Annotated in this window: 20 protein-coding genes; 13 read left to right on the top strand and 7 right to left on the bottom strand. The window is 73.5% G+C overall.

The window, feature by feature from the left end; translation table 11 throughout:
- The first annotated feature begins 159 nt into the window (after positions 1-159).
- The 3 genes from SL103_RS01945 to SL103_RS01955 all read left to right on the top strand — a co-directional run bounded on the left by SL103_RS01945 (position 160) and on the right by SL103_RS01955 (position 3,517).
- A complete protein-coding gene (locus SL103_RS01945; RefSeq protein WP_069567033.1) occupies positions 160-1,446 on the top strand; it encodes a LolA family protein in 1,287 nt (428 codons plus the stop codon).
- Positions 1,447-1,566: 120 nt separating this feature from the next.
- A complete protein-coding gene (locus SL103_RS01950) occupies positions 1,567-2,613 on the top strand; it encodes an ABC transporter ATP-binding protein (protein ID WP_069567034.1) in 1,047 nt (348 codons plus the stop codon).
- Positions 2,600-3,517, top strand: a complete 918-nt coding sequence (locus SL103_RS01955; protein WP_069567035.1) for an ABC transporter permease — start codon at positions 2,600-2,602, stop codon at positions 3,515-3,517. Before SL103_RS01950 ends, SL103_RS01955 begins: the two co-directional genes overlap by 14 nt.
- Here the strand turns inward: SL103_RS01955 and rarD are convergent.
- The 7 genes from rarD to SL103_RS01990 all read right to left on the bottom strand — a co-directional run bounded on the left by rarD (position 3,507) and on the right by SL103_RS01990 (position 12,650).
- Positions 3,507-4,502, bottom strand: coding sequence for an EamA family transporter RarD (gene rarD, locus SL103_RS01960; RefSeq protein ID WP_208869799.1), 996 nt, complete (start codon positions 4,500-4,502; stop codon positions 3,507-3,509). The two genes, SL103_RS01955 and rarD, sit on opposite strands and share 11 nt — an antisense overlap.
- 157 nt (positions 4,503-4,659) lie before the next feature.
- Positions 4,660-5,526 carry an SDR family oxidoreductase gene (locus SL103_RS01965; RefSeq protein WP_069567037.1) on the bottom strand — a complete coding sequence of 289 codons (867 nt, stop codon included), beginning with the start codon at positions 5,524-5,526 and terminating at the stop codon, positions 4,660-4,662.
- A 184-nt stretch (positions 5,527-5,710) separates the two neighbouring features.
- On the bottom strand, positions 5,711-6,805 hold the full coding sequence (locus tag SL103_RS01970) for a 2-oxoacid:ferredoxin oxidoreductase subunit beta (protein WP_033269740.1): 1,095 nt from the start codon (positions 6,803-6,805) through the stop codon (positions 5,711-5,713).
- Positions 6,798-8,747 carry a 2-oxoacid:acceptor oxidoreductase subunit alpha gene (locus SL103_RS01975; RefSeq protein ID WP_069567038.1) on the bottom strand — a complete coding sequence of 650 codons (1,950 nt, stop codon included), beginning with the start codon at positions 8,745-8,747 and terminating at the stop codon, positions 6,798-6,800. Before SL103_RS01975 ends, SL103_RS01970 begins: the two co-directional genes overlap by 8 nt.
- Before the next feature lie 293 nt (positions 8,748-9,040).
- Positions 9,041-9,700 carry a response regulator transcription factor gene (locus tag SL103_RS01980; RefSeq protein ID WP_069573287.1) on the bottom strand — a complete coding sequence of 220 codons (660 nt, stop codon included), beginning with the start codon at positions 9,698-9,700 and terminating at the stop codon, positions 9,041-9,043.
- Positions 9,701-9,907: 207 nt separating this feature from the next.
- Entirely contained in the window at positions 9,908-11,221 is a 1,314-nt protein-coding gene (locus SL103_RS01985) for a sensor histidine kinase (protein ID WP_069567039.1), read from the bottom strand.
- A gap of 199 nt (positions 11,222-11,420) precedes the next feature.
- Positions 11,421-12,650 (bottom strand): sensor histidine kinase, encoded by a 1,230-nt coding sequence (locus tag SL103_RS01990; protein WP_069573289.1) that lies wholly within the window; start codon positions 12,648-12,650, stop codon positions 11,421-11,423.
- A gap of 234 nt (positions 12,651-12,884) precedes the next feature.
- Between SL103_RS01990 and SL103_RS01995 the strand changes: the two genes are divergently transcribed.
- The 10 genes from SL103_RS01995 (at position 12,885) to SL103_RS02040 (ending at position 23,288) form a co-directional block, all read left to right on the top strand.
- Positions 12,885-14,003, top strand: coding sequence for a secretion protein snm4 (locus tag SL103_RS01995; RefSeq protein WP_069567040.1), 1,119 nt, complete (start codon positions 12,885-12,887; stop codon positions 14,001-14,003).
- A gap of 307 nt (positions 14,004-14,310) precedes the next feature.
- A complete protein-coding gene (locus SL103_RS39145; RefSeq protein ID WP_279631129.1) occupies positions 14,311-15,918 on the top strand; it encodes a hypothetical protein in 1,608 nt (535 codons plus the stop codon).
- Positions 15,919-16,194: 276 nt separating this feature from the next.
- Positions 16,195-16,596 carry an NADH-quinone oxidoreductase subunit A gene (locus SL103_RS02005; RefSeq protein ID WP_033269735.1) on the top strand — a complete coding sequence of 134 codons (402 nt, stop codon included), beginning with the start codon at positions 16,195-16,197 and terminating at the stop codon, positions 16,594-16,596.
- Positions 16,587-17,285 carry an NADH-quinone oxidoreductase subunit B gene (locus tag SL103_RS02010; protein WP_069567041.1) on the top strand — a complete coding sequence of 233 codons (699 nt, stop codon included), beginning with the start codon at positions 16,587-16,589 and terminating at the stop codon, positions 17,283-17,285. Before SL103_RS02005 ends, SL103_RS02010 begins: the two co-directional genes overlap by 10 nt.
- A complete protein-coding gene (locus SL103_RS02015; protein ID WP_079145520.1) occupies positions 17,282-18,727 on the top strand; it encodes an NADH-quinone oxidoreductase subunit C in 1,446 nt (481 codons plus the stop codon). The genes SL103_RS02010 and SL103_RS02015 overlap by 4 nt, the downstream gene beginning before the upstream one ends.
- Positions 18,724-19,692 carry a complex I subunit 1/NuoH family protein gene (locus tag SL103_RS02020; protein ID WP_069567042.1) on the top strand — a complete coding sequence of 323 codons (969 nt, stop codon included), beginning with the start codon at positions 18,724-18,726 and terminating at the stop codon, positions 19,690-19,692. Before SL103_RS02015 ends, SL103_RS02020 begins: the two co-directional genes overlap by 4 nt.
- Complete coding sequence (locus SL103_RS02025; protein ID WP_069567043.1) at positions 19,689-20,312, top strand: NuoI/complex I 23 kDa subunit family protein; 624 nt, start codon at positions 19,689-19,691, stop codon at positions 20,310-20,312. Before SL103_RS02020 ends, SL103_RS02025 begins: the two co-directional genes overlap by 4 nt.
- A complete protein-coding gene (locus tag SL103_RS02030) occupies positions 20,309-20,923 on the top strand; it encodes an NADH-quinone oxidoreductase subunit J family protein (protein ID WP_069567044.1) in 615 nt (204 codons plus the stop codon). Before SL103_RS02025 ends, SL103_RS02030 begins: the two co-directional genes overlap by 4 nt.
- Positions 20,923-21,294, top strand: coding sequence for an NADH-quinone oxidoreductase subunit NuoK (gene nuoK / locus SL103_RS02035; protein ID WP_069567045.1), 372 nt, complete (start codon positions 20,923-20,925; stop codon positions 21,292-21,294). Before SL103_RS02030 ends, nuoK begins: the two co-directional genes overlap by 1 nt.
- A complete protein-coding gene (locus SL103_RS02040; RefSeq protein ID WP_069567046.1) occupies positions 21,291-23,288 on the top strand; it encodes an NADH-quinone oxidoreductase subunit 5 family protein in 1,998 nt (665 codons plus the stop codon). The genes nuoK and SL103_RS02040 overlap by 4 nt, the downstream gene beginning before the upstream one ends.
- The last annotated feature ends 86 nt before the right edge of the window (positions 23,289-23,374 follow it).

The raw sequence follows: 23,374 nt of genomic DNA on the forward strand, positions 1-23,374 counted from the left end.
TACCTCAGCAGTACGACGAGTTGCGCCCGCGGGCTGACGTATCGGGCCGGGCGATTTGGTGAGATGGAGAGCACCAGAACGCGGCGGCCGGGCCACAATGAACCCCAGGGTGGGCGAGTGGACAGCGCAGCAACCGCCGCAGACGACGGAGGTAGGGCAATGCCACGGAACGAACCGACAGAGGGCACCGACGAGTGGGGCGGGGGGCGCTCCCCGAAGCGCCGTAAAGCAGTGCGGTACGCCGTGCCGGTCGCGGTGGCGGGAGTGGCGGCGGCCACGATCGGGCTGGTTCCGGCGTTCGCCGGCTCCGGTTCCCCCGACCTGCCGAAGATCTCGGCCCAGGACCTGATAGCCAAGATCGCCTCGTCGGACGTCCAGCAGCTGTCCGGCACGGTCCGGGTCACCACGGACCTCGGCCTGCCGTCCCTGCCGGGCATGGGCGGAGCCGGTGGCAGCTTCGGTGGCGGCGAGCACGGCGGCGAGCGCGGCGGCAAGAGCGACGACGGGGCCTCCGCGGCGCCGCAGAACAAGCTGATGGAGCTGGCGTCCGGCGCCCACACGCTCCGCGTCGCCGCCGACGGCCCCGGCAAGCAGCGGGTCTCGATCGTCGACAAGGCCGCCGAGTACAGCCTCGTCCACAACGGCAACCAGATCTGGGCGTACGACAGCGGCAGCAACACCGCGGTCCACAGCACCGCGCCCGGCGCCGGCCGGCACGGCGACCGCCACCACGCGCCCGAGGACCTCCCCGGGGAGCTGAAGAACGCCACCCCGCAGGACCTGGCGAAGCAGGCCCTCAAGGCGGCCGGGGACACCACCTCGGTCACCGTCGACGGCACCGCCAGGGTCGCCGGGCGGGACGCCTACCAGCTGCTGATCAAGCCCAAGCAGGCCGCCTCGACGGTCGGCTCGATCCGGGTCGCGGTGGACGCCGCCAACGGCACCCCGCTGAAGTTCACCCTCACCCCCAAGAGCGGTGGCCCGGCCGCCGTCGACGTCGGCTACACCAACGTCGACTTCGCCAAGCCCGACGCGGGCCTGTTCTCCTTCGCCCCGCCGAAGGGCGCCAAGGTCATCGACGGCGACAAGGAGCGGGCGAAGGACCGGCGCGAACACGGCGAGCAGGGCAAGGACTTCGGGTCCCGCAAGGGCGCCGAGGACTTCAGCAAGGGCCTCGGCGGCATGAACGTCCTCGGCAAGGGCTGGACGTCCATCGCCACGATCAAGGGCACCGGCTCCGGCCTGCCCGCCGGCAAGGACCAGGGCGCGGGCGGCGACGCCGGCAAGTTCCTGGACAGCCTCGGCGACAAGGTCAGCGGCTCCTTCGGCTCCGGCCGGGTCTTCAGCACCCGCCTGGTCAACGCGCTGATAACGGACAACGGCACCGTCTACGTCGGCGCCGTCGACAAGCAGGCCCTGATCGACGCGGCCGACGCCGCCAAGTAGGGCGCGGCCGGGGCCGCCGAGCAGGCGGGCCACCGCAGCGGTCGAGGGCCGCGCCGCGCCACCCCCACCGGGTGGCGCGGCGCGGCCCGCAGGCCATCCGTACGAGAACCGGGAGAGCCGATGCCACAGCCGCCCGCCGCGCGGCCCGACGGCGCCCGCGCGGCCGCGCCCGGAGCCGGCCCCGCGAGCCCGCCGCCCGCGGACCCGGCCATCGAGACGCGCGGGCTGACCAAGGCGTACCGCGGTGGCCAGCTCGCCGTCGACGGCCTCGACCTGGTCGTCCCACGCGGCAGTGTCTTCGGCTTCCTCGGGCCGAACGGCTCCGGCAAGACCACCACCATCCGCATGCTGATGGGCCTGATCGACGCGACCGCCGGCAGTGCCCGGGTGCTCGGCGCGCCGATGCCCGCCGCGGGCCGGCGGGTGCTGCCCAAGGTCGGCGCCCTCATCGAGGGCCCGGCGCTCTACGGCTTCCTCAGCGGCCGCGACAACCTCCGGCGCTTCGACGCGGCCGACCCTGCCGCCGACCCGCGCACCCGCGAGCAGCGCGTCGGCCGGGCGTTGCAGCGGGTCGGCCTGGCCGCCGCGGCCGGCAAGAAGGCGCGGGCCTACTCCCTCGGCATGAAGCAGCGGCTGGGGCTGGCGGCGGCCCTGCTGCAGCCGCGCGAGCTGCTGGTGCTCGACGAGCCGACCAACGGCCTGGACCCGCAGGGCATGCGGGAGATCCGCGCCCTGGTCCGCGAGCTGGCGGCGGACGGCACCACGGTCTTCCTCTCCTCCCACCTCCTCGACGAGATCGAGCAGGTCTGCACGCACGCCGCGGTGATGGCCCGCGGCCGGCTGATCACCCAGGGCACGGTCGCCGACCTCTCCGCCACGGTCCTCGACACACGGGCGAGCGGCCGGCTGACGGTCACCACCCCCGACCCGGCGGACGCCGCCCGGGTACTGAAGGAGCACGGCGTGACCGAGCTGCAGCTCACCGACGACCGCGTCACGGGCGACCTGCCCGGCGCAGCGGACGGCCAGGCGCCGCCCGACCTCGCCGACCTCAACGCCGCGCTGGTGCACGCCGGGGTCCGGGTCCGCGCCTTCGGCACCGAACGTGCCTCGCTGGAAGACGTCTTCGTGCAGCTGACCGGGGAGGGCTTCGATGTCGCAGGCTGAGACCTCGCAGGCGGAGTCCTCGCCGGCGGAGACGGCGCAGGTCGAGGCGGCGCCGCGCAGGCCCCGGCCGCTGTGGTCGCTGGGCCTGCTGCGCAGCGAGATCACCACGACCTTCCGGCGCTGGCGCACCCTCGCGCTGCTGGCGGTGCTCGCGGGCGTACCGGTCCTGGTCGGCGTCGCCGTCCGGATCGAGACCGGACGCGGCCGTTCCGGGGGTGGCGGCGGTGGGGGCGGCCCGGCGTTCATCTCCCAGGTCACCAACAACGGCCTGTTCCTGGTCTTCACCTCGCTGGCGGTGACGCTGCCGTTCTTCCTCCCGATGGCGATCGGAGTGATCGCGGGCGACTCCATAGCCGGCGAGGCGCACGGCGGGACGCTGCGCTACCTCCTCGTCGCCCCGGCGGGCCGTACCCGCCTGCTGCTGGTCAAGTACGCCACGACCCTGACGTTCTGTCTGGTGGGCACGCTGACCGTGGCGCTCTCCGCGCTGGCGACCGGCGCGCTGCTCTTCCCGCTGGGCGACGTCACCCTGCTCTCCGGGACCTCCATATCCCTGGCCGAGGGGCTGCTGCGGGCGCTGGCCATCGCGGGTGCGGTGGCGCTGTCGCTCATCGGGGTGGCCGCCATCGGCCTGTTCCTCTCCACGCTCACCACCAGCGGCATCGCCGCCATGGCGACCACGGTCGGCCTGCTGATCACCGTGCAGATCCTGGACACCCTGCCGCAGCTGGCGGCCGTCCAGCCCTACCTCTTCCCGCACTACTGGCTGTCCTTCGCGGATCTGCTCCGCGACCCCGTCTACTGGGACCAGCTGGCGAAGAACTTCGGCCTGCAGGCGCTGTACGCGGCGGTGTTCGGCACGGCGGCCTGGGCGCGGTTCACCACCCGGGACATCACGGCTTGACGCCGGGGGCCTCGGGCGCCGCGGGGGGTGCGGCCGTCCGGAGCGCCTCGGCGGCGGCCGCCTCGCCCGCGCGGGCCGCGGCCTCGGCCAGCTCGCCGCGCGCCCGCCGAGCGGTGCGCAGCGCGTCCCAGGTCAGCACGGCGAGCGCCGCCCACACCAGCGCGAAACCGGCCCAGCGCTCCGGCGGCATCTCCTCGTGGAAGACCGTGAGGCCCAGCAGGAACTGGAACGTCGGCGCCAGGTACTGCATCATCCCGATCACCGTCAGCGGCAGCCGCACCGCCGAGGCGCCGAAGCAGATCAGCGGCACCGCGGTCGCGATACCGCAGGCCGAGAGCAGCAGCGCCTGCCCCACCCCGCCGGTGGTGAAGCTGGACTCGCCGCGCGCGCCCAGGAAGATCAAATAGCCCAGTGCGGGCAGGAACTGCACGACCGTCTCGGCGCTGAACCCCTCGATCCCGCCGAGCTTGATGCCCTTCTTGGCCAGCCCGTACGTCGCGAACGAGAACGCCAGGCCGAGTGCGATCCAGGGCACCTTGCCGTAGGCGACGGTCATCACGACCACCGAGAGGGCGCCGATGCCCACCGCCGTCCACTGCAGCGGACGCAGCCGCTCCCGCAGCACGAGCACCCCGAAGGCGATGCTGACCAGCGGGTTGATGAAGTAGCCGAGCGACGCCTCCAGTACGTGCCCGGCGTTGACCGCCCAGATGTACAGGAACCAGTTCGTCGAGATGACCACGGCGCAGACCAGGACCAGCGCCAGCTTCCGGGGCTGCCGCACCAGCGGGCCCACCCAGGACCAGCGGCGCAGCACGGCCAGGATGACGACGGCGACGGGCAGCGACCACGCCATGCGGTGGGCCAGGATCTCGGACGGTGAGGCCGCGTCCAGCAGGTGCCAGTACAGCGGCAGCAGGCCCCACATGGTGTAGGCGGCGGCACCGTAGGCGAGTCCGGCGCGCTGTTCGCTTCGAGGCTGCAAGGGACCCTCCCGAGGATGTTCCGTCGACCCTGTGAAGGTAGCGCCGTACGGCCCGGCTGTCATGGGTGTATCGGCATACGGTCATGACACCCGAGCGGTCGGGCGCCGCGGCGGCACGCCGGCCCCGGGCGGGCGCGGGCTCCGGCGGGCGGTCGGCTCAGACGGGCAGCTGTTTCAGGGCCTCCGCGATCGACTCGGCGATCGGCGTGGTCGGGCGGCCCAGGAGTCGGGAGAGGTCGCCGGGCGTCGCGGCCAGCTCGCCGCGCGCGATCCCGGCGTCCGCGTCGGCGACCATCCGCGCGCCCAGCGCCGGTACGCCCGCGTCGACCATCAGCGCCACGTACGCGTCGTGCGGCAGATCGTTGTACGGGATGTGCCGGCCGGTCTGCCGGGACACCTCGGCCGCGTACTCGGCCATCGTCCAGGCGGTGTCGCCGCTCAGCTCGTACACCGCGTTGTCGTGGCCGCTGCCGGTGAGCACGACGGCGGCGGCCTCGGCGTAGTCCCGCCGCGCGGCGCTGGCGACCCGGCCCCCGCCGGCGCTGCCGACCACCGCGCCGATCTTCAGGGTGGTGGCCAGTGCCCCGGTGTAGTTCTCGTGGTACCAGCCGTTGCGCAGCAGGCAGTACGGCACCCCGGACGCGAGCAGCGCCTGCTCGGTGGCGATGTGCTCCTCGGCGATGGAGAAGGTGGCGGCCGGCCCGCCCAGCACGCTGGTGTAGGCGAGCAGCCCGACGCCCGCCTCGCGCGCGGCGTCGATCACCGCGCGGTGCTGGGTGAGCCGTTGCCCGGGCTCGTTGCCGGAGATGAGCAGGACCCGGTCGCCGGCCGCGAAGACCCCGTCGAGCGTCTCCGGCCGCCCGTAGTCCGCGATCTCGATCCGGACGCCGCGGGCGGCCAGGCCGGCGGCCTTGGCCCGGTCGCGGGCCAGCGCGACGATGTTGTCCGGCGCGGTGCGCCTGAGGAGTTCCTCGACGGTCAGCCGGCCGAGCGCCCCGGTGGCGCCGGTGACAACAATGCTCATTTCCTACCCCCAGATGGCTTGGAAACGGCCAGCATCGCACTCGCATCGGACGCGCAGAAGAGACGCGCCGCGCCCCGCAACGACAGCGGGTGCCCGCGGGAGAACGCCGTAGGACGTTCCTCCACGGGCACCCGCGGCGGCCACCGGACCGGGCGCGGCGAACCGCCGCGCGCCGTACCCGCTGTCAGCCGACGACCGTCCAGGTGTCGTTCCCGGCCAGCAGCGCGGCCAGGTCGCCCTTGCCCTTCTGCTCGATGGCCGAGTCCAGCTGCTCGGACATCAGGGTGTCGTAGACCGGCCGGTCGACATCGCGCAGCACACCGATCGGGGTGTGGTGCAGGGTGTCGGCGTCGGCGAGCCGGGAGAGCGCGAAGGCGGTGGTGGGCGACGGGTTGTGCGCGTCGTGCACCAGCACCCCGCCGGTGCCCTCCTCCCGCACGTCGATGACCTTGAGGTCGCCGGTGGCCGGGTCGCGGACCACGCCCTTGGAGCCGAAGCCGTCGGGGGCCAGCGCGCCGAAGCGGATCGGCTGACCGTGCTCCAGTCGGATGACGGCCTCCTGGGCCTGCTCCTTGTCCTTGAGCGCCTCGAACGCGCCGTCGTTGAAGATGTTGCAGTTCTGGTAGATCTCCACCAGCGCCGTACCGGGGTGGGCGGCGGCCTGGCGCAGCACCGACGTGAGGTGCTTGCGGTCGGAGTCGACGGTGCGGGCCACGAACGACGCCTCCGCGCCGAGCGCCAGCGAGACCGGGTTGAACGGCGCGTCCAGCGAGCCCATCGGCGTCGACTTGGTGATCTTGCCGACCTCGGAGGTGGGGCTGTACTGGCCCTTGGTCAGACCGTAGATCCGGTTGTTGAACAGCAGGATCTTGAGGTTGACGTTGCGCCGCAGGGCGTGGATGAGGTGGTTGCCGCCGATGGACAGCGCGTCGCCGTCGCCGGTGACGACCCAGACGGACAGGTCGCGCCGGGAGGAGGCCAGGCCGGTGGCGATGGCCGGGGCGCGCCCGTGGATGGAGTGCATCCCGTACGTGTTCATGTAGTACGGGAAGCGGGAGGAGCAGCCGATGCCGGAGACGAAGACGATGTTCTCCTTCGCCAGGCCGAGCTCGGGCATGAAGCCCTGTACGGCGGCGAGGACGGCGTAGTCACCGCAGCCGGGGCACCAGCGCACTTCCTGATCGGACTTGAAGTCCTTCATGGACTGCTTGGCGTCGGCCTTGGGCACCAGGGAGAGCGCCTCGATCTGCGAGGACCTCTCCGAGATCGTCTCAGTCATTGATGGCCTCCTTAAAGACCTCCGCGAGCTGCTCGGCCTTGAACGGCATTCCGCTGACCTGGGTGTGCGAGCGCGCGTCCACCAAGTACCTGGCGCGCAGCAGCGTGGCGAGCTGTCCGAGGTTCATCTCCGGCACGATCACCTTGTCGTAACGCGCCAGGACCTCGCCGAGATTCCGCGGGAAGGGGTTGAGGTGGCGCAGATGGGCCTGCGCGATGCGCTCCCCTGCGCCCCGTACGCGCCGTACCGCGGCGGTGATCGGTCCGTACGTCGAACCCCAGCCGATGACAAGGGTGTTGGCGCCCAGGCCGTCGGTGGCGGGGTCGTCGACCTCGATGTCGGGGACCTCGATGCCGTCGACCTTCGCTTGGCGGGTGCGCACCATGAAGTCGTGGTTGGCCGGGTCGTAGGAGATGTTGCCGGTGCCGTCCTGCTTCTCGATGCCGCCGATGCGGTGTTCCAGGCCCGGGGTGCCCGGCACGGCCCAGGGGCGCGCCAGCGTCTGCTCGTCGCGCTTGTACGGCCAGAAGACCTCGGTGCCGTCGGCCAGCTGGTGGTTGGGGCCGGAGGCGAACTGGACGCGCAGGTCGGGGAGTTCCACCAGGTCGGGGATCCGCCAGGGCTCGGAGCCGTTGGCGAGGTAGCCGTCGGAGAGCAGGAAGACGGGGGTGCGGTACGTCAGCGCGATACGGGCCGCGTCCAGCGCCGCGTCGAAGCAGTCGGCGGGGGTCTTCGGAGCCACGATCGGCACCGGTGCCTCGCCGTTGCGCCCGTACATGGCCTGCAGCAGATCGGCCTGCTCGGTCTTCGTCGGCAGGCCCGTCGAGGGGCCGCCGCGCTGGATGTCGACGATCAGCAGCGGGAGTTCGAGGCTGACCGCGAGGCCGATGGTCTCCGACTTGAGCGCCACACCCGGCCCGGACGTGGTCGTGACCGCCAGCGCGCCGCCGAACGCCGCACCCAGCGCCGCGCCGATGCCGGCGATCTCGTCCTCCGCCTGGAACGTCCGCACACCGAAGTTCTTGTGCTTGGACAGCTCGTGCAGGATGTCGGAGGCCGGGGTGATGGGGTACGAGCCCAGGTACAGCGGCAGATCCGCCTGCTGGGAGGCGGCGACCAGGCCGTAGGACAGCGCGAGGTTGCCGGAGATGTTGCGGTAGGTGCCGGTCGGGAACGCCTGGGTCGCCGGCGCGACCTCGTAGGAGACGGCGAAGTCCTCGGTGGTCTCACCGAAGTTCCAGCCCGCCCGGAACGCGGCGACGTTCGCCTCCGCGATGTCCGGCTTCTTGGCGAACTTCGTGCGCAGGAACTTCTCGGTGCCCTCGGTGGGCCGGTGGTACATCCACGACAGCAGTCCCAGCGCGAACATGTTCTTGCTGCGCTCGGCCTCCTTGCGGGAGAGCCCGAAGTCCTTGAGCGCCTCGACCGTCAGCGTGGTCAGCGGCACCGGGTGGACGTTGTAGGCCGCCAGCGAGCCGTCCTCCAGCGGGCTGGTCGCATAGCCGACCTTCGCCATCGGGCGCTTGGTGAACTCGTCGGTGTTGACGATGATCTCCGCGCCGCGCGGTACGTCGGCGAGGTTGGCCTTGAGCGCGGCCGGGTTCATCGCGACCAGCACGTTCGGGGCGTCACCGGGCGTGAGGATGTCGTGGTCGGCGAAGTGCAGCTGGAAGCTGGAGACGCCGGGCAGGGTGCCGGCAGGGGCCCGGATCTCGGCCGGGAAGTTCGGCAGCGTCGACAGGTCGTTGCCGAACGACGCCGTCTCGGATGTGAACCGGTCCCCGGTGAGCTGCATGCCGTCACCGGAGTCACCGGCGAACCGGATGATCACCCGGTCCAGGCGCCGGACTTCTTTGCCTTCGCCGCCGTTACCGGAAGTGCGCTGTTCCCCGACAAGCGCTGCGTCGGTCTGCTCGGCTGGGCTACTGACCTGGCTGGTCACTGCTTCGGACCTCCCTCGAGGGGTGCGGCGTCCCCGCCGGAGGCAGGGCTCGGGACGTGTCGTACCGGACGGTTGTCCCATAACCATCGTACGTGGGTAAGGGTGCCCTTCCCTGGGTTGCTCACATGATGGACGTCAAGGTGAGACAGCGATCTGGTGCGTTTTGTCATGAAATCATCGCCCCCCTGGCCCCTTGTTCATGACGCTCCGGACTCCTCCATTGGTTCTCGGTCCGAAGTCCTGGGCCTGGGCGGACGGCGCCCCCACCAGCCACCTGACAGCGTGTCAGATCGTCAGGAGTTGAGGTAGGTGAGAACGGCGAGCACCCTGCGGTGATCCCCGTCACTCTGCGCCAGCCCCAGCTTCAGGAAGATGTTGCTGACGTGCTTCTCGACGGCGCCGTCGCTGACCACCAGCTGCCGGGCGACGGCGGAGTTCGTCCGGCCCTCGGCCATCAGCCCCAGCACCTCGCGCTCCCGCGGGGTCAGCCGGCCGAGCACGTCCTGCTTGCGGCTGCGCCCCAGCAGCTGCGCCACCACCTCGGGGTCCAGCGCGGTCCCGCCCCCGGCGACCCGGACCACCGCGTCGACGAACTCCCGCACCTCGGCCACCCGGTCCTTGAGCAGGTAGCCGATGCCCCGGCTGGAGCCCGCCAGCAGCTCGGTGGCGTACTGCTCCTCGACGTACTGCGAGAGCACCAGGACACCGAGGCCGGGGTGGTCGCGGCGCAGCCGGATCGCGGCCCGCACGCCCTCGTCCGTATGGGTCGGCGGCATCCGTACGTCCGCCACCACCACGTCCGGCAGCGCGCCCTCGTCGGCCAGCTCCCCGATCACCTTGATCAGCGCCTCGGCGTCCCCCACGCCCGCCACGACCTCGTGCCCGCGGTCCGTGAGCAGCCGGGTCAGCCCCTCGCGGAGCAGCACCGAATCCTCGGCGATGACCACCCGCACCTTGTCCTCCACGACTCAGATCCCCCCATGCATCGGCACACCCACCCTGTCGGCCCCAGCATTCCAGCATCCGGACGCGGGCGGGCGGGGGAGGCGGGATGTGGGTACCGCCGGTGCGGGAGGACGGCCGGGGCGGGGCCGGGCGGCCGGCAGCGCGGCGCGGGGCCGGACCCCCGTCCCGGCCCCGCGCCGCGGTCAGCTACCGGCTCAGCCGCGCCACGGCAGCTCCGCGGTGATCGCGGTCGGGCCGCCCACGGGGGATTCGATCACCAGCAGGCCGTCGACGGCGGCGAGCCGCTCGGCGAGGCCGCCCAGGCCGGTGCCCTCGTCGGCGCGGGCGCCGCCCCGGCCGTCGTCCGACACCAGCACCATGAGCCGGTCCGCGGCGCACCAGACGTCCAGCGTCGCGCCGGTCGCCCGGGCGTGCTTGGACACGTTCTGCAGCAGCTCGGAGGCGGTGAAGTACGCGGTCCCCTCGATCGCCGCGGCCGGCCGGCGGTCCAGATCCACGGTGACCTCCACCGGCACCGTGCAGCGCGCGGCCAGCGCCGACAGGGCCGGGCCGAGCCCCCGGTCGGTGAGGATCGCCGGATGGATGCCGCGGGCCAGGTCCCGCAGCTCCTGGAGCGCGATCTTCACCTCGCCGTGCGCCTCGTCGACCATCTTCGCGGCGGCCTGCGGGTCCTCCGCCAGCTTCTCCCTGGCCAGGCCCAGATCCATGGCGAGGGAGACCAGCCGGGCCTGCGCGCCGTCGTGCAGATCGCGCTCGATGCGCCGCAGATCGGCCGCCGCGGTGTCCACGACCACCCCGCGGTCGGTCTCCAGCTGCGTGACCCGGGTGGCGAGGGGCGACGGGCCCAGCAGGCCGCGGACCATGATCCGGTCGACCTGCGTCAGCCCGTGGATCAGCCACGGCCCGGCCAGGACGAGCAGCAGCCCGGCCCCGGCGGCGAACCCGGTCTCCGCCGGCGTGTCGAGATAGACGCCGTTGCCGGAGCCGTCGCCCCACAACTGGATGCCGGGCTGCCCCAGATACGCTGGGAAGATCCACCGATACAGCGGGTAGGCCAGCAGGGTCCAGCCGACGGTCCAGAACGTCAGCGACAGGACGAAGGAGAAGACCGCCCACGGGAAGTGCAGCAGGGAGTAGAGGAGGTGCCGCCAGGACACCCCGCTCTTGAGCACCGACCCGATCCACCCCATCAGCCCCGCCTTCGACGGGCGGACCGGCTCCGGGTCGGCCACGTCCAGCCCCAGCAGGCCGCGGGCCCGCGCACGCTCCACGGCGCCCAGCCCCCGGCTGCCGGCCAGCCCGCCCGCCAGCACGGGCACGCCCAGGAACGTCACCAGCAGGCCGGCGCCGAGCCCGATGACCGCCACCGCGTACGTGAACATCAGGACGGACATCGGGAGGCTGAGGCAGAGGTACAGGAACTCCCGCCAGGTGCGCCCGGAGAAGGGGGCGCGCAGTCCCACGGGCACTCGTGGGGCGCGGGGCCGGGGTGCGTATGCGGTATCCATCGTCTCGTCGTCCGTTCTGCCGTGTGCGGCCCCCGCCTGCCGGCGCCGCTGCCTGGTCCGCGGGCCCTGTGCGGACCGGCGGGCTCTTTCGCCACCCCAAGCCTCCGCCCGCCGCGCGCCCGGCACCATGAGGGCCTTCGCAGTCTTTCCCTGGGGTTTTCCCCACCCCCGGGCGGGTGGCGGCACCGCCGGTGGCCGGTCAGCGGCCCCGCGAACCCGGGCCGCGGTGCGGCGTCCCGGCCTCCGTACGCGCCCGCCACGGCAGCTCCGCGGTCACCCGGGTGGGCCCGCCGGCCGGCGAATCCAGGACGAACAGCCCGTCCACCGACCCCAGCCGCTCGGCGAGCCCGGCCATCCCGCTTCCCCCGTCGAGCCGCGCCCCGCCCTTCCCGTCGTCCACGACCTGGATCAGCAGCCGGTCCCGTGCCCGCCACACCTCGACGGACGCCCGGCGCGCCGCGCTGTGCTTGGAGACGTTCTGCAGCAGCTCGGAGACGGTGAAGTAGGCGATGCCCTCGATGGCCGGGGCGGGCCGCTCGTCCAGGTCCACCGCCGTCGTCGCGGGCACCGTGCAGCGCCCGGCCAGGGACGCCAGGGCCGGCCCCAGCCCGCGGTCGGTGAGGATCGCCGGGTGGATGCCCCGGGCCAGGTCCCGCAGCTCCTGGAGCGCCAGCTTCACCTCGCCGTGCGCCTCGTCCACCATCGCCGCCACGCTCGCGTCGGCCCGGCCCTCCAGCAGCTTCTCCTTCGCCAGGCCCAGCCCCATGGCCAGCGCCACCAGCCGGGCCTGCGCGCCGTCGTGCAGGTCCCGCTCGATGCGCCGCAGATCGGCCGCCGCGGTATCGGTGACCGTCACCCGGTCCGACTCCAGCTCGGCGATCCGCCGCTCCAGCTCGTCGGACGGCGACAGCAGCCCGCGCACCATCGCCCGGTCCGCGTTCGACAGCCAGCGCGCCACCCACGGCAGCGCCGGCCACCCCACGAAGAGCGAGGCGAGGACCACCGTGAAGGTGAGGACGGCCCACGGCAGCCGGACGAACGCGAACAGCGCGTGCCGCCAGGCGACCGGGTCCTTCACCCGCATCCACAACCACGGGAGGAACCCCCGTTCCCGCGGCCGCAACCGGCTCGGCTCCTCGACCCGCACCCCCAACAGCGCCCGTGCCCGGGCCCGTTCCAGCCTCCCGTACCAACGGCACGCGGTCAGGCCCGCGGCCAGCAGCGGAAGTCCGATCACGGTGACCGACAGCCCGATGCCCAGCACCAGCCACACCACCAGCACCACGAACGCCGCGACGCCCGCAGGGAAGTTGGCCAGCAGGTATCCGATCTCGCGCCAGGTCGTGCCGTCGAACGGCGGTCTGGGCGGAGGTGGTGAGACGCCGTCAAGGGCGTCGTCGGCGGCGCTGGGTCGGGAACTCTCCGTCATGCGCCCAGCCTGCCCGGCCGCGACGCCGTGTGCCATGGGGCGGCTGGGGTGGTGGAGGTGGGGTTTGCCCTACCTCCACCACCCGCCCCGTATGCCCCCACCGCAGGTCAAGGCCCCACCAGGGGGTGGGACACCGGCGCGGAGCGGTGGCCGTCTCGTTATCCACAGCGGTGGACACGGCGCGCCGGCGGGACCGTATTGTGTGGCGATGCACAACGGGAGGGGCGAGGGGCGATGGCGCGGAGTGACGACGGCCAGTTGCTGAAACCGCAGTTCGCCGCGCGGCAGTCCGGCGCCGCGGCGCGGGACCTCACCGAGGCGTTGGCGGGCCCTCTCGACGTCTCCGGCTGGGGATGGGGTGAGCGCAGCAGGACCTGGACGGCGGTGACGGCGAGTCTGGTTCTTGCGGCGGTCACCGGGGTCTGTGCGCACGTCTGGTTCGCGGAGGGTGCCGCGCTCTGGCTCGGCAGCGCCGCCGTCGTGCTCGCGGGCGCCGGGGCGGCGTCCGGCGCGCTCGCCGGCCGGAGTGGCCGGCCCGTCCCCGCGGCGGCCTTGATACTGCTCGGCGGGGCGCTGGGGGTGGCCGCCGCGTGGCAGGCGGCCCCGGGCGGCGGCGCGCGGATCGCCGCCGTCGGACTGACCGTCGCGGCGCTGCTCGCGCTCCTCGGCTGCAGCACGGCACTGGGGCGCGGCGGCCTGACGGGCGCGGCGTGCACCGCGCTCGCGGTGGGCGGGTGGGAGCTGGGGCTGGCCCTGACCACCCCCGCCCGTACGGGAGTTGCGCTCGGCTTCGGCTCCGTACTGGTCCTCGGATATCTGCCGCGGCTGGCCCTGATGTCGGCCGGTCTGACGCGCCTGGACGACCAGCGTGCGGGCGGCACGCCGGTCAGCCGGCACCAGGTGGCGGCCGCACTGGGCGCCGCCCACCGGGAACTGGCCCCGGCCACGGTGGTGATGGCGGCCTCGGCCGGCGCCGCGGGGGTGCTCGCGGTGCGTACTCCCGGCCTGTGGACGGTGCTCGGCGCGCTGCTGCTGTGCGTCGTGCTGTGCTCGCGGGCGCGCGCGTATCCGCTGGCGGTGGAGGTGGTCGCGCTGCTGGCGGCCGGACTGGCGGTGTGCGTACGCCTGGTGCTGCTGTGGGCCACCGACGGCGGGGCGCCGGCCCTCGCGCTGGTCGCGCTGGGCCTCCTGGCCGCGCTGCCGGTCGCGGTCCTCGCGGTGCGGCTGCCGGAACAGTCGCGGGCCCGGCTGTGGCGGTGGCTGGACGTGGTCGAGTCGGTGAGCGTGGTGGCACTGATCCCGGCGGCCCTCGGGGCCTTCGGGGTCTACGGGCTGCTGTTCGGCGGGTCCTGACCCGGAGGGTGGAGGAGGGATCGTGTCAGCGTCGGCAGCCAACGGCGACGGAGTCACCACGGGCGCGGGAGCGGAAGCCGCAGCGGGAAGCGGCGTACCGGGGGAACCCGGAGCGCCCGGGATACCAGGAGCGTTCGGGGAACCAGGAGCGCCTGGGGAACCGGGAGCGTTCGGGGAACGAGGAACGGCGGCGCGAGCGACAACGGGAGCGCAGGCAGGAACGGCGGCGCAGGCAGGAACGGGAACCGGGGTGGGTGCGGTGGTGGGCGAGACGACCGGTACCGGAGCGGCAGGGGGTGCGGACGCGGTGAACCCGACGACCGGACTTCCCGACGCGGGCACGGTGCCGACGGCCGGGCCGACGCCCGCCGCACCGGGACACGCGGGCGGGGCGACGGCTGCGGCGGCCCCGGTGGCCGCGCCCGGACCGATGCCCGCCGCCGGGCCGATGCCGTCGTCGCCTCCGCCGCCGCTCTCCCAGGCCCCCGCCGGGCCCCCGGCCGCGCCGGCCCCGGCCCCGCAACCGCCCGTGGCCCAGGGGCAGCGCCCTGACCAGGGACAGGGCCCGGACCAGGGGCAGTCCTCCGTGCAGGGGCAGGCACCGGCGCCGGGGCGTTACGGGCGGGCCGGACTGCCGGCGCGGACGCCCGTCTCCGTGCCCCTGCTGCCGCCCGAGCTGGCCGACGGGCAGCTCAGGCCCCGCCGCGGCGACCCGCTGGCCCGGCGCGCCGGCCGTGCGCTGCGCCGGGTCTTCGCCTCGTCCCCGGCCGCCGAGACGGCCGCCGTCACGCAAGCCGCGTACGCCATCCAGCAGCCCGTGACGTCGGGCCGGCAGATCGCCGTGTCCAGCATCCGCGGCGGCGCCGGCAAGTCGACCGTCGCCGCCCTGCTGGCGCTCACCTACGCGCACTACCGCTCCGACCCCGTGCTCGCCGTCGAGGCGGACCCGGCGCTCGGTACGCTGCCGCACCGCCTCGGCGCACGCGAGGTGCGCTGGTCCGGCAGCGATCTGGCGCAGATAGTGGACCCGTCGATGCTGATCACGGACCTGACGGGGTACCTCCTGCCGTTCGCGGGCGGGGGCTGGCTGCTGCCCGGCAGCCAGGGCTCCATCGGCACCCGGCTCGACATCGACACCTACCGCGTCGTGATGACGTCGCTGCGCCGCCACTTCGCGGCCACGGTCGTGGACTGCGAGACGCTGCCCGCCGAGGTGGCGCGCACCGCGCTGGTGACCACCCAGGCGCGGGTGCTGGTGACACCGGCGACCCCGGAGGGCGTGGCGGCCACCCGCTCCGTACTGAACTGGATCGGTGGGCTGCACCCCGGTCTGCTGCCGACCACGGTGGTCGTGCTCACCCACCCCTCGCCGGACAGCGGCGTCGAGGTGCGCAGGGCCGCCGAGCACCTCGGCGCCGGCGGCGCGGCGGTGCTCCCGCTCCCGTACGACCGTCATCTGGCGGCCGGCGGGGCCATCCGTACGGAGCTGCTCGGCGAGCGGACCCGGGAGGCGGCGGCGCGGATCGCGGCGGAGGCGATGGACCGCGCGGTCTCCCGTGAACCGGGCCGGCGACCGCACCAGCCGACCCCGTACCCACCGGCCCAAGCGCAAGCCCAGGTCCAGGCCCAAGCCCAGGTCCAGGCACCCGCACCCCAGGGCCGGCCGTCGCCCGGGCAGCCGCAGCCGCAGCCGTATCCGGGCCCGCCCGCACACCGGCCCCCGGCCCCGACGGCCGCCCCGCCCTACCCGGCGTACCCACAGAACCCCGGGGCCCCGGGCATCCCGGCCACCCCGCACACCGTCACCCCCGCCCCGTCCGCCCCGCCCGCTCCCGACACCCCGGGCACCACCGCACACCACCCGGACCCCCGGCCCGACCACCGCAGCCCCTTCGACGGCGGTCCGATCCACTGAACCGCTGACCGACTGAACCGCTGACCCACTGAACCCCTGAACCGCTGATCCGCCGACGCCGTGGTCGCCGGTTCCTCGTCCCGCTCCGTGAGACACCTCCTGAGACAACCGGACGGGGCGTCTACGCTGCCTGCCGCCCAGGTAGGGCGAAGTAGGGACAAGCTCACCGTCGGCGACGACGCGGCTTCTCGGGGCGGCCGGACCAGGGCCTAGACTCCCGTCCGTACAGATCGTCGAAGTCGTTGAACAAACGCACTCAGGGAGCGAGGGGCGGACGTGCCGGACGCGACCGTACGCACCACCGTCGCCGCGGACTACTTCCAGGGCTATTCGGTCGTCGGGATCATCGCCGTGATCGGCGTGCTCTTCGTCGCCGTGGCCTTCGGAGCCGGGCGGCTGCTGCGGCCTGTCGTGCCGACCCCCGAGAAGCTGCTGACGTACGAGTGCGGTGTGGATCCGGTCGGCGAGGGCTGGGCGCACACCCAGGTCCGCTACTACGTCTACGCCTTCCTCTACGTCATCTTCGCCGTCGACTCGATCTTCCTGTTCCCCTGGGCGACGATCTTCGCCGCCCCTGGATTCGGCGGCGTGACGCTCGCGGAGATGTTCATCTTCCTCGGGTTCCTCGCCGTCGGCCTGCTCTACGCATGGAAGAAGGGCGTCCTGGAATGGACGTGACCCGCGCCTCCAACAGCTCCGCAGCCGCCCCCGAGGGCGCCGCCCCCGAGTTCCTGCCGGAGCCGCGCCGGCTGGGCACCCTCGCCCGGCTCGCGCCCGAACCGATGAAGGTGGTCCTCAACTGGGGCCGCCGCTACAGCCTGTGGGTCTTCAACTTCGGCCTGGCCTGCTGCGCCATCGAATTCATCGCCGCCTCCATGGCGCGCCACGACTTCATCAGGCTCGGCGTGATCCCGTTCGCGCCCGGTCCGCGGCAGGCCGACCTGATGGTCGTCTCCGGCACCGTCACCGACAAGATGGCGCCCGCGGTCAAGCGGCTCTACGAGCAGATGCCCGAGCCGAAGTACGTCATCTCCTTCGGGGCGTGCTCCAACTGCGGTGGCCCGTACTGGGACTCGTACTCGGTCACCAAGGGCGTCGACCAGATCATCCCGGTCGACGTGTACGTACCGGGCTGCCCGCCGCGACCGGAGGCGCTGCTCCAGGGAATCCTGAAGCTCCAGGAGAAGATCGCGCGCGAATCGCTGGGGGAGCGGTACGGCAGGAGCGGCGCGCCCCGGGCCTCGACGGCCGCGCTGCGCAGCGGACTCGTGACCCCGCCCGCGCCCCGGACGACCGCGCCGACGGACACCGCTGAGGCGGCGGACGGGGCGGCGCAGACGAAGCCCGCGGGGGAGGAGCCCCGATGAGCGACCGGCCCGAGACACCCGAGCAGCCCCAGCAGCCCGAGACTCCCGGGACGCCCGAGCAGCCCGAGACGCCCGAGCAGCCCGAGACGCCTGAGCAGTCCGGGACGCCCGAGCAGACCGCCCAGGCCGAAACGCCCGAGCCCGAGCCCGTCGTCGGGTGGCTGCCGCGGCCCGCGAGCGAGATCTTCGGCGCCGGGGCCACCGCGGAGCTGGCGTACGACCTGCTGACCGTCGACGTCCCGGCGGACCGCTGGCTCACCGCGCTGACGGCCGCCCGCGACGACCTGGGATGCACCTACTTCGACTGGCTGAGCGCCGTCGACGAGCCCGGCACCGGATTCCGGATCTGCGTGCACGTCGCCGACCCGTCCCGCCCGGGCGCCCTCCGGGGACTGGTCGTACGGACGACGGTCCCGCACGACGCGGCCGCGCTGCCCACCGCCATCGGGGTGTACGCGGGCGCGGGCTGGCACGAGCGTGAGACCCACGAGATGTTCGGCGTCGACTTCACCGGCCATCCCCACCTCGTACCGCTGCTGCTCCCCGAGGGCTTCGAGGGGCACCCGCTGCGCAAGGACTTCGTGCTGGCCGCGCGGGTCGCCAAGGCGTGGCCGGGGGCCAAGGAACCGGGGGAGTCCGAACACGGCGGACCCAAGCGCCGTCAGATGCTGCCCCCGGGCGTCCCGGACCCGAACGAGTGGGGTCCGCTGAAGGGCCAGCTGCCGCCCGCGCCCGCGCGGCCGGCGCGGGGTGCCCGTGCGGCCGGCGGTGCCCGTGCGGCCGGTGCGGCGGCGGGCGAGCGCCCGGCCCGGCGTACCCGCAGCGTGAGCGCGGGCTCGGCGAGCCAGCAGGCGGCGGCCGCGGAGACGGCGACGGACGGGAGCCCGGCGGCCCCGGCGGACGCGGCTGGCCCGGCGCGGGCCGAACGACCGGAGCGACCCGCGCGTACGGAGCGCCCGGAGCCTACGGACCGCCCCGCCCGCCGTACGCGCTCGGCGAGCGAGGGCTCGGCCGGACAGCGGCAGGCGGCGGCGGACGCGGAGGCCGCGAAGGACACGGAGGCTACGAAGGCCACGGACCGGCCGGACGGAACCCCGTCGGCCGCCCCCGAGGCGGCGGCCCCGCGCTCCTCCGACGCGCCCTGGCACCACGCCCGCCCGGCCTTCGACGAGCCGAAGCCGGCGCCGCAGCAGAAGCCCGAGCAGAAGCCCGAGCCCGAGCCTGAGCCGACGCCGGAACCGCAGCCCCAGCCGGGGCCGGACGCCGAGCCCGAGACGGACGCCGCCACCGGGCCGGACGCCGCCACCGAGCCGGACACCGACACCGCCACCGAGCCCGCGCCGAAGCAGCAAGCGGAACCGGCGCCCGAGCCCGAGCAGCAACCCGACCCCCGCTCCCGGAACGACGACGCGCAACCCCCGGCAGGAGGCGACACCCCATGAGCGACGCTCTCGACATCGCGCTGCGCCTCCTCGCCGTCTTCGTCGCGTTCCTGGTGTTCCCCCTGGTCATCGGGCAGACCGAGCACAAGGTCATGGCCCACATGCAGGGCCGGCTCGGCCCCATGTACGCGGGTGGGTTCCACGGCTGGGCCCAGCTGGTCGCCGACGGTGTGAAGTTCGCGCAGAAGGAGGACATCGTTCCGGCCGGCGCGGACCGGCGGATCTTCCAGCTCGCGCCGGCCGTCGCCCTGCTGCCGTACCTGCTGGTCCTGGTCGCCATCCCGATAGGGCCGCACAACGCCGTCGGACAGGACCTGGACGCGGGCATCTTCTTCGTCCTCGCCGTCATGGGCGTCGGCGTGCTCGGCTCACTGATGGCGGGCTGGGCCTCGGCGAACAAGTTCTCCCTGCTCGGCGGTCTGCGGACGGCCGCGCAGCTGCTCGCGTACGAGCTGCCGATGCTGCTCGCGGCGGCGTCCGTCGCGATGGCGGCCGGCACGCTCTCGCTGCCCGGCATCGTCGAGGCGTTCCACTGGTGGTGGGTGCCGTGGCAGATCGTCGGCGGCGTCGTCTTCTTCACCGCGGGGCTCGCCGAGCTCCAGCGACCGCCGTTCGACATGCCGGTCGCCGACTCGGAGATCATCTTCGGCGCCTACACCGAGTACACCGGGCTGCGCTTCGCGCTCTTCCTGCTCGCCGAGTACGCGGGCATCGTCGTCCTCTGCGCACTGACGTCCGTGCTGTTCCTCGGCGGCTGGCACGGCCCGTTCGGCGCCGCCGGCCTGGGCTGGCTGTGGACCCTGCTGAAGACCGTGATCCTCGCCTTCGGCGTCATCTGGCTGCGGGTGACCTACCCGCGGCTGCGCGAGGACCAGCTGCAGAAGCTCGCCTGGACGGTCCTCATCCCGCTCGCTCTCGCCCAGATCGCCGTCACCGGCGTCATCAAGGTGGTGATCTCGTCATGAGCTTCCCCGGTTCCGGCCTCGCCAAGGGCCTCGCCGTCACCCTGCGGACGATGACGAAGCGATCCGTCACCGCGCAGTACCCGGACGTCCAGCCCGACCTGCCGCCCCGCACCCGCGGCGTCATCGGACTGTTCGAGGAGAACTGCACGGTCTGCATGCTGTGCGCGCGCGAGTGCCCGGACTGGTGCATCTACATCGACTCCCACAAGGAGACGGTGCCGCCCGCCGCACCCGGTGGCCGCGAGCGCAGCCGCAACGTGCTGGACCGCTTCGCGATCGACTTCGCGCTGTGCATGTACTGCGGGATCTGCATCGAGGTCTGCCCGTTCGACGCGCTCTTCTGGTCACCGGAGTTCGAGTACGCCGAGACGGACATCCGCGAGCTGACCCACGAGCGCGACAAGCTCCGGGAGTGGATGTGGACGGTGCCCGAGCCGCCGGCGCTCGACCCGAACGCCGAGGAGCCCAAGGAGATCGCCGCCGCTCGTAAGGCCGCGGACAAACTCGCCGCCCAACAGGCGGCGGAGGCCGAGGACCGGGCCGGGGCCGAGGCTTCGACCCAGGACCAGAACCAGGACCAGGACCGGCAACGACCGGAGACCCCAGGGGAGGGCACGTGACGCTCGCCGCCACCGCCGCCGGCCACGGCTTCCTCTCTCCCACCGGCGTCGAAATCGCCTTCCTCCTCGTCGGCCTCGCCACTCTCGGCGCGGCCGTCGTCACCGTCACCACCCGCCAGCTGGTGCACGCCGCCCTCTGGCTGGTCGTCGCGCTCGGCGGGATCGCGATCGAATACCTGCTGCTCACGGCGGAGTTCATCGCCTGGGTGCAGGTGCTCATCTACGTCGGCTCGGTCGTCGTCCTGCTGCTCTTCGGGCTGATGCTCACCAAGGCGCCCATCGGCCGGTCCCCGGACGCCGATTCGGGCAACCGCTGGGCAGCGCTGGTCGTCGCGCTCGCCTCGGCCGGCACCCTGGTCTGGGTCGTCGTCGACGCCTTCCGCGCCACCTGGATCAACCTCGACGGTGCCGTCCAGGGCTCCACCGCAACCTCCGGGCGCAGCCTCTTCCAGTACTGGGTCCTGCCCTTCGAGGCGCTGTCCGTGCTGCTGCTGGCCGCGCTCGTCGGCGCCATCGTGCTGTCCCGCCGGGGCGGCGAGGGCAAGGCCCCCGCGGCGGCCCTCCGGAACACCGCCGCCACTGCCCCCGCCCAGCGAGAGGAGCAGCGCTGATGCACCTCGCCTATCCGGCCGTCCTCGCCGTCCTCCTCTTCTGCACCGGTCTGTACGGCGTGCTCGCCCGCCGCAACGCCGTCCTGGTGCTGATGTCCGTCGAGTTGATGCTCAACGCCGTCAACCTCAACCTCGTCGCCTTCGACGTCTGGCTGCGCGACACGCTGCACGCCGGACAGGCGCTCACCCTCTTCACCATCACCGTCGCCGCCGCCGAGATCGGCATCGGCCTGGCGATCGTGCTGCTCGTCTACCGCAACCGCGGCAGCTCCGACATCGACCGGCTCCGCGACCTCGCCGAGCGGCCCGACGGGGCGGACCCGGCAGCGACGAACCGGCAGCCGGACACCGAGGCGGAGGCCACCGCGTGACGCTCACGACCACCGCCGTTCTCGTTCCCGTCCTGCCCTTCCTCGGGGCCGTCGCCGGCCTCTTCCTGGGGCGCCGCGCGCCCGGTTTCGTCCGGCCGCTGGCCGTGCTGCCGACGCTGGCCGCGGCCGCGCTCACCGTCGTCGTCGCCGTCGGGCAGGGCGGCGGCACCGCCACCGACGTCGCCACGCAGCTCACCCCGACCGGCTCGATCCCCATCGACCTGGCCCTGCACATCGACGGCTTCGCCGCGCTGATGGCCGTCCTCGTGGGCGTCGTGGCGACCTGCGTGCAGCTCTACTCCACCGCCTATCTGCGCGCCGACCCGCGCTACGCCTCCTACGCCGCGCTGGTCTCCCTCTTCACCTCCGCGATGCTGCTGGTCGTCTACACCGGCGACCTGATGGTGCTGCTGGTCGGCTGGGAAGTCATGGGCATCTGCTCCTACTTCCTCGTCGGCCACTACTGGGAGACCGAGACCGCCCGGGCCGCCTCCCTCAAGGCGTTCCTCGTCACCAAGCTCGGCGACGTCCCCTTCCTCTTCGGCATCTTCGCGCTGGCCGCCGACACCGGTACCTTCCGCATCACCGGCATCCTCGGCGCGGTCGCCAACCGCGGCCTGGACCACCCGACGCTGATCGCGCTGCTGCTGCTGGCCGGCGTCGCGGGCAAGTCCGCGCAGTTCCCGCTGCACACCTGGCTCCCGGACGCGATGGCCGGCCCGACCCCGGTCTCGGCGCTGATCCACGCCGCCACGATGGTGGCGGCCGGCATCTATGTCGTGGCCCGTCTCCTCCCGGTCTTCGCGGCCTCCGCGGCCGCCCTCGTCGTGATGGCCGTCATGGCGGCGATCACCATGGTCGGCTCCGGTCTCGCCGCGCTGGCCCAGGACGACATCAAGCGCGTCCTGGCCTATTCGACGGTCGGCCAGCTCGGCTACATGCTGGGCGCGCTGGCCGTCGGCGACCGCGGCGCCGCCGTCTTCCACCTCCTGACGCACGGTGCGTTCAAGGCCCTCCTCTTCCTGGGCGCGGGCGTGATCATCCACGCCGCGGGCACCAACTCGCTGGCCGCGATGTCCCGGATGACGGGCCTGGCCCGGCGCATCCCGGACGCCTACTGGACCGTCACCGTGGCGCTGCTCGCGCTCGCCGCGATCCCGCCGTTCGCCGGCTTCTTCTCCAAGGAAGCCGTCCTGGGCGCCGCCGAGCACGCCGCCACCGGCGGTGCGCACGGCATCCCCGGCGCCGCCGGCTGGACCGTGCTGATCTCCGGCCTGCTCACCGCCCTGCTCACCGCGGCCTACGCCACCCGGCTGTGGCTGCTGACCTTCAGGGGCAACGGCGTCGAGGCCCCCGACCACGGCCGGCAGCCGCTCGTCATGAACGCCGTCCTGTGGGTGCTGTTCGTCCCCACCCTCGCGCTCGGCCTCACCGCCCCCTTCCTGCCCGGCTGGTTCGACGGGCGTTCGCTCGCCCCGACCCTGACCACCTCCGTCCTGGGCACCGGTATCGCCCTCGCCGGCGGCCTGGTCACCTACGCGGCCTGGCGCCACACCACGGCCCTGGCCGCCCGCACCCCGATCGGCGCGGTCATCGCCGACCCGGACGCCCCGCCCGGGCTCGCCGAGGAGACGGCCATCGCCACCCACGCCCCGGTCTACGGGAGCGTGGCCGGCGCACCGGACCCGGCCGACCCCGGCCGCCTCCTCCTGGGCCCGCTCCAGCCGCACGCCGCCGTCGGCTTCCACCTCGACGCGGTCTACACCGCGCTGTTCGTCCGCCCCGTACGCGCCGCCGCCACGCTCGTCCGCTTCCTGGACCGCGAGGTCGTCGACACCTACGTCCGCGGCGCGGGCGCCGCCCCGCGCTGGCTGGGCGCCGCCGTCCGACGCGCCCAGACCGGGAACGTGCAGACCTACCTCGGCGCGCTGCTCGCCGGCTCGCTCGTGCTGGCCGTCGCCGCCGCCCTCATCGCCACGGGCACGGGAGCCTGACCGTGCCGCCATCCGCCGGGGGCCGACCCCCGCACCCCCAGCAGACAGTCCGCGTGGCCCGCCCCGCCGGAGCCGGAACCCCGAGG

The sequence above is a fragment of the Streptomyces lydicus genome (assembly GCF_001729485.1).
GTDB classification, from domain to species: Bacteria; Actinomycetota; Actinomycetes; order Streptomycetales; family Streptomycetaceae; genus Streptomyces; species Streptomyces lydicus_D.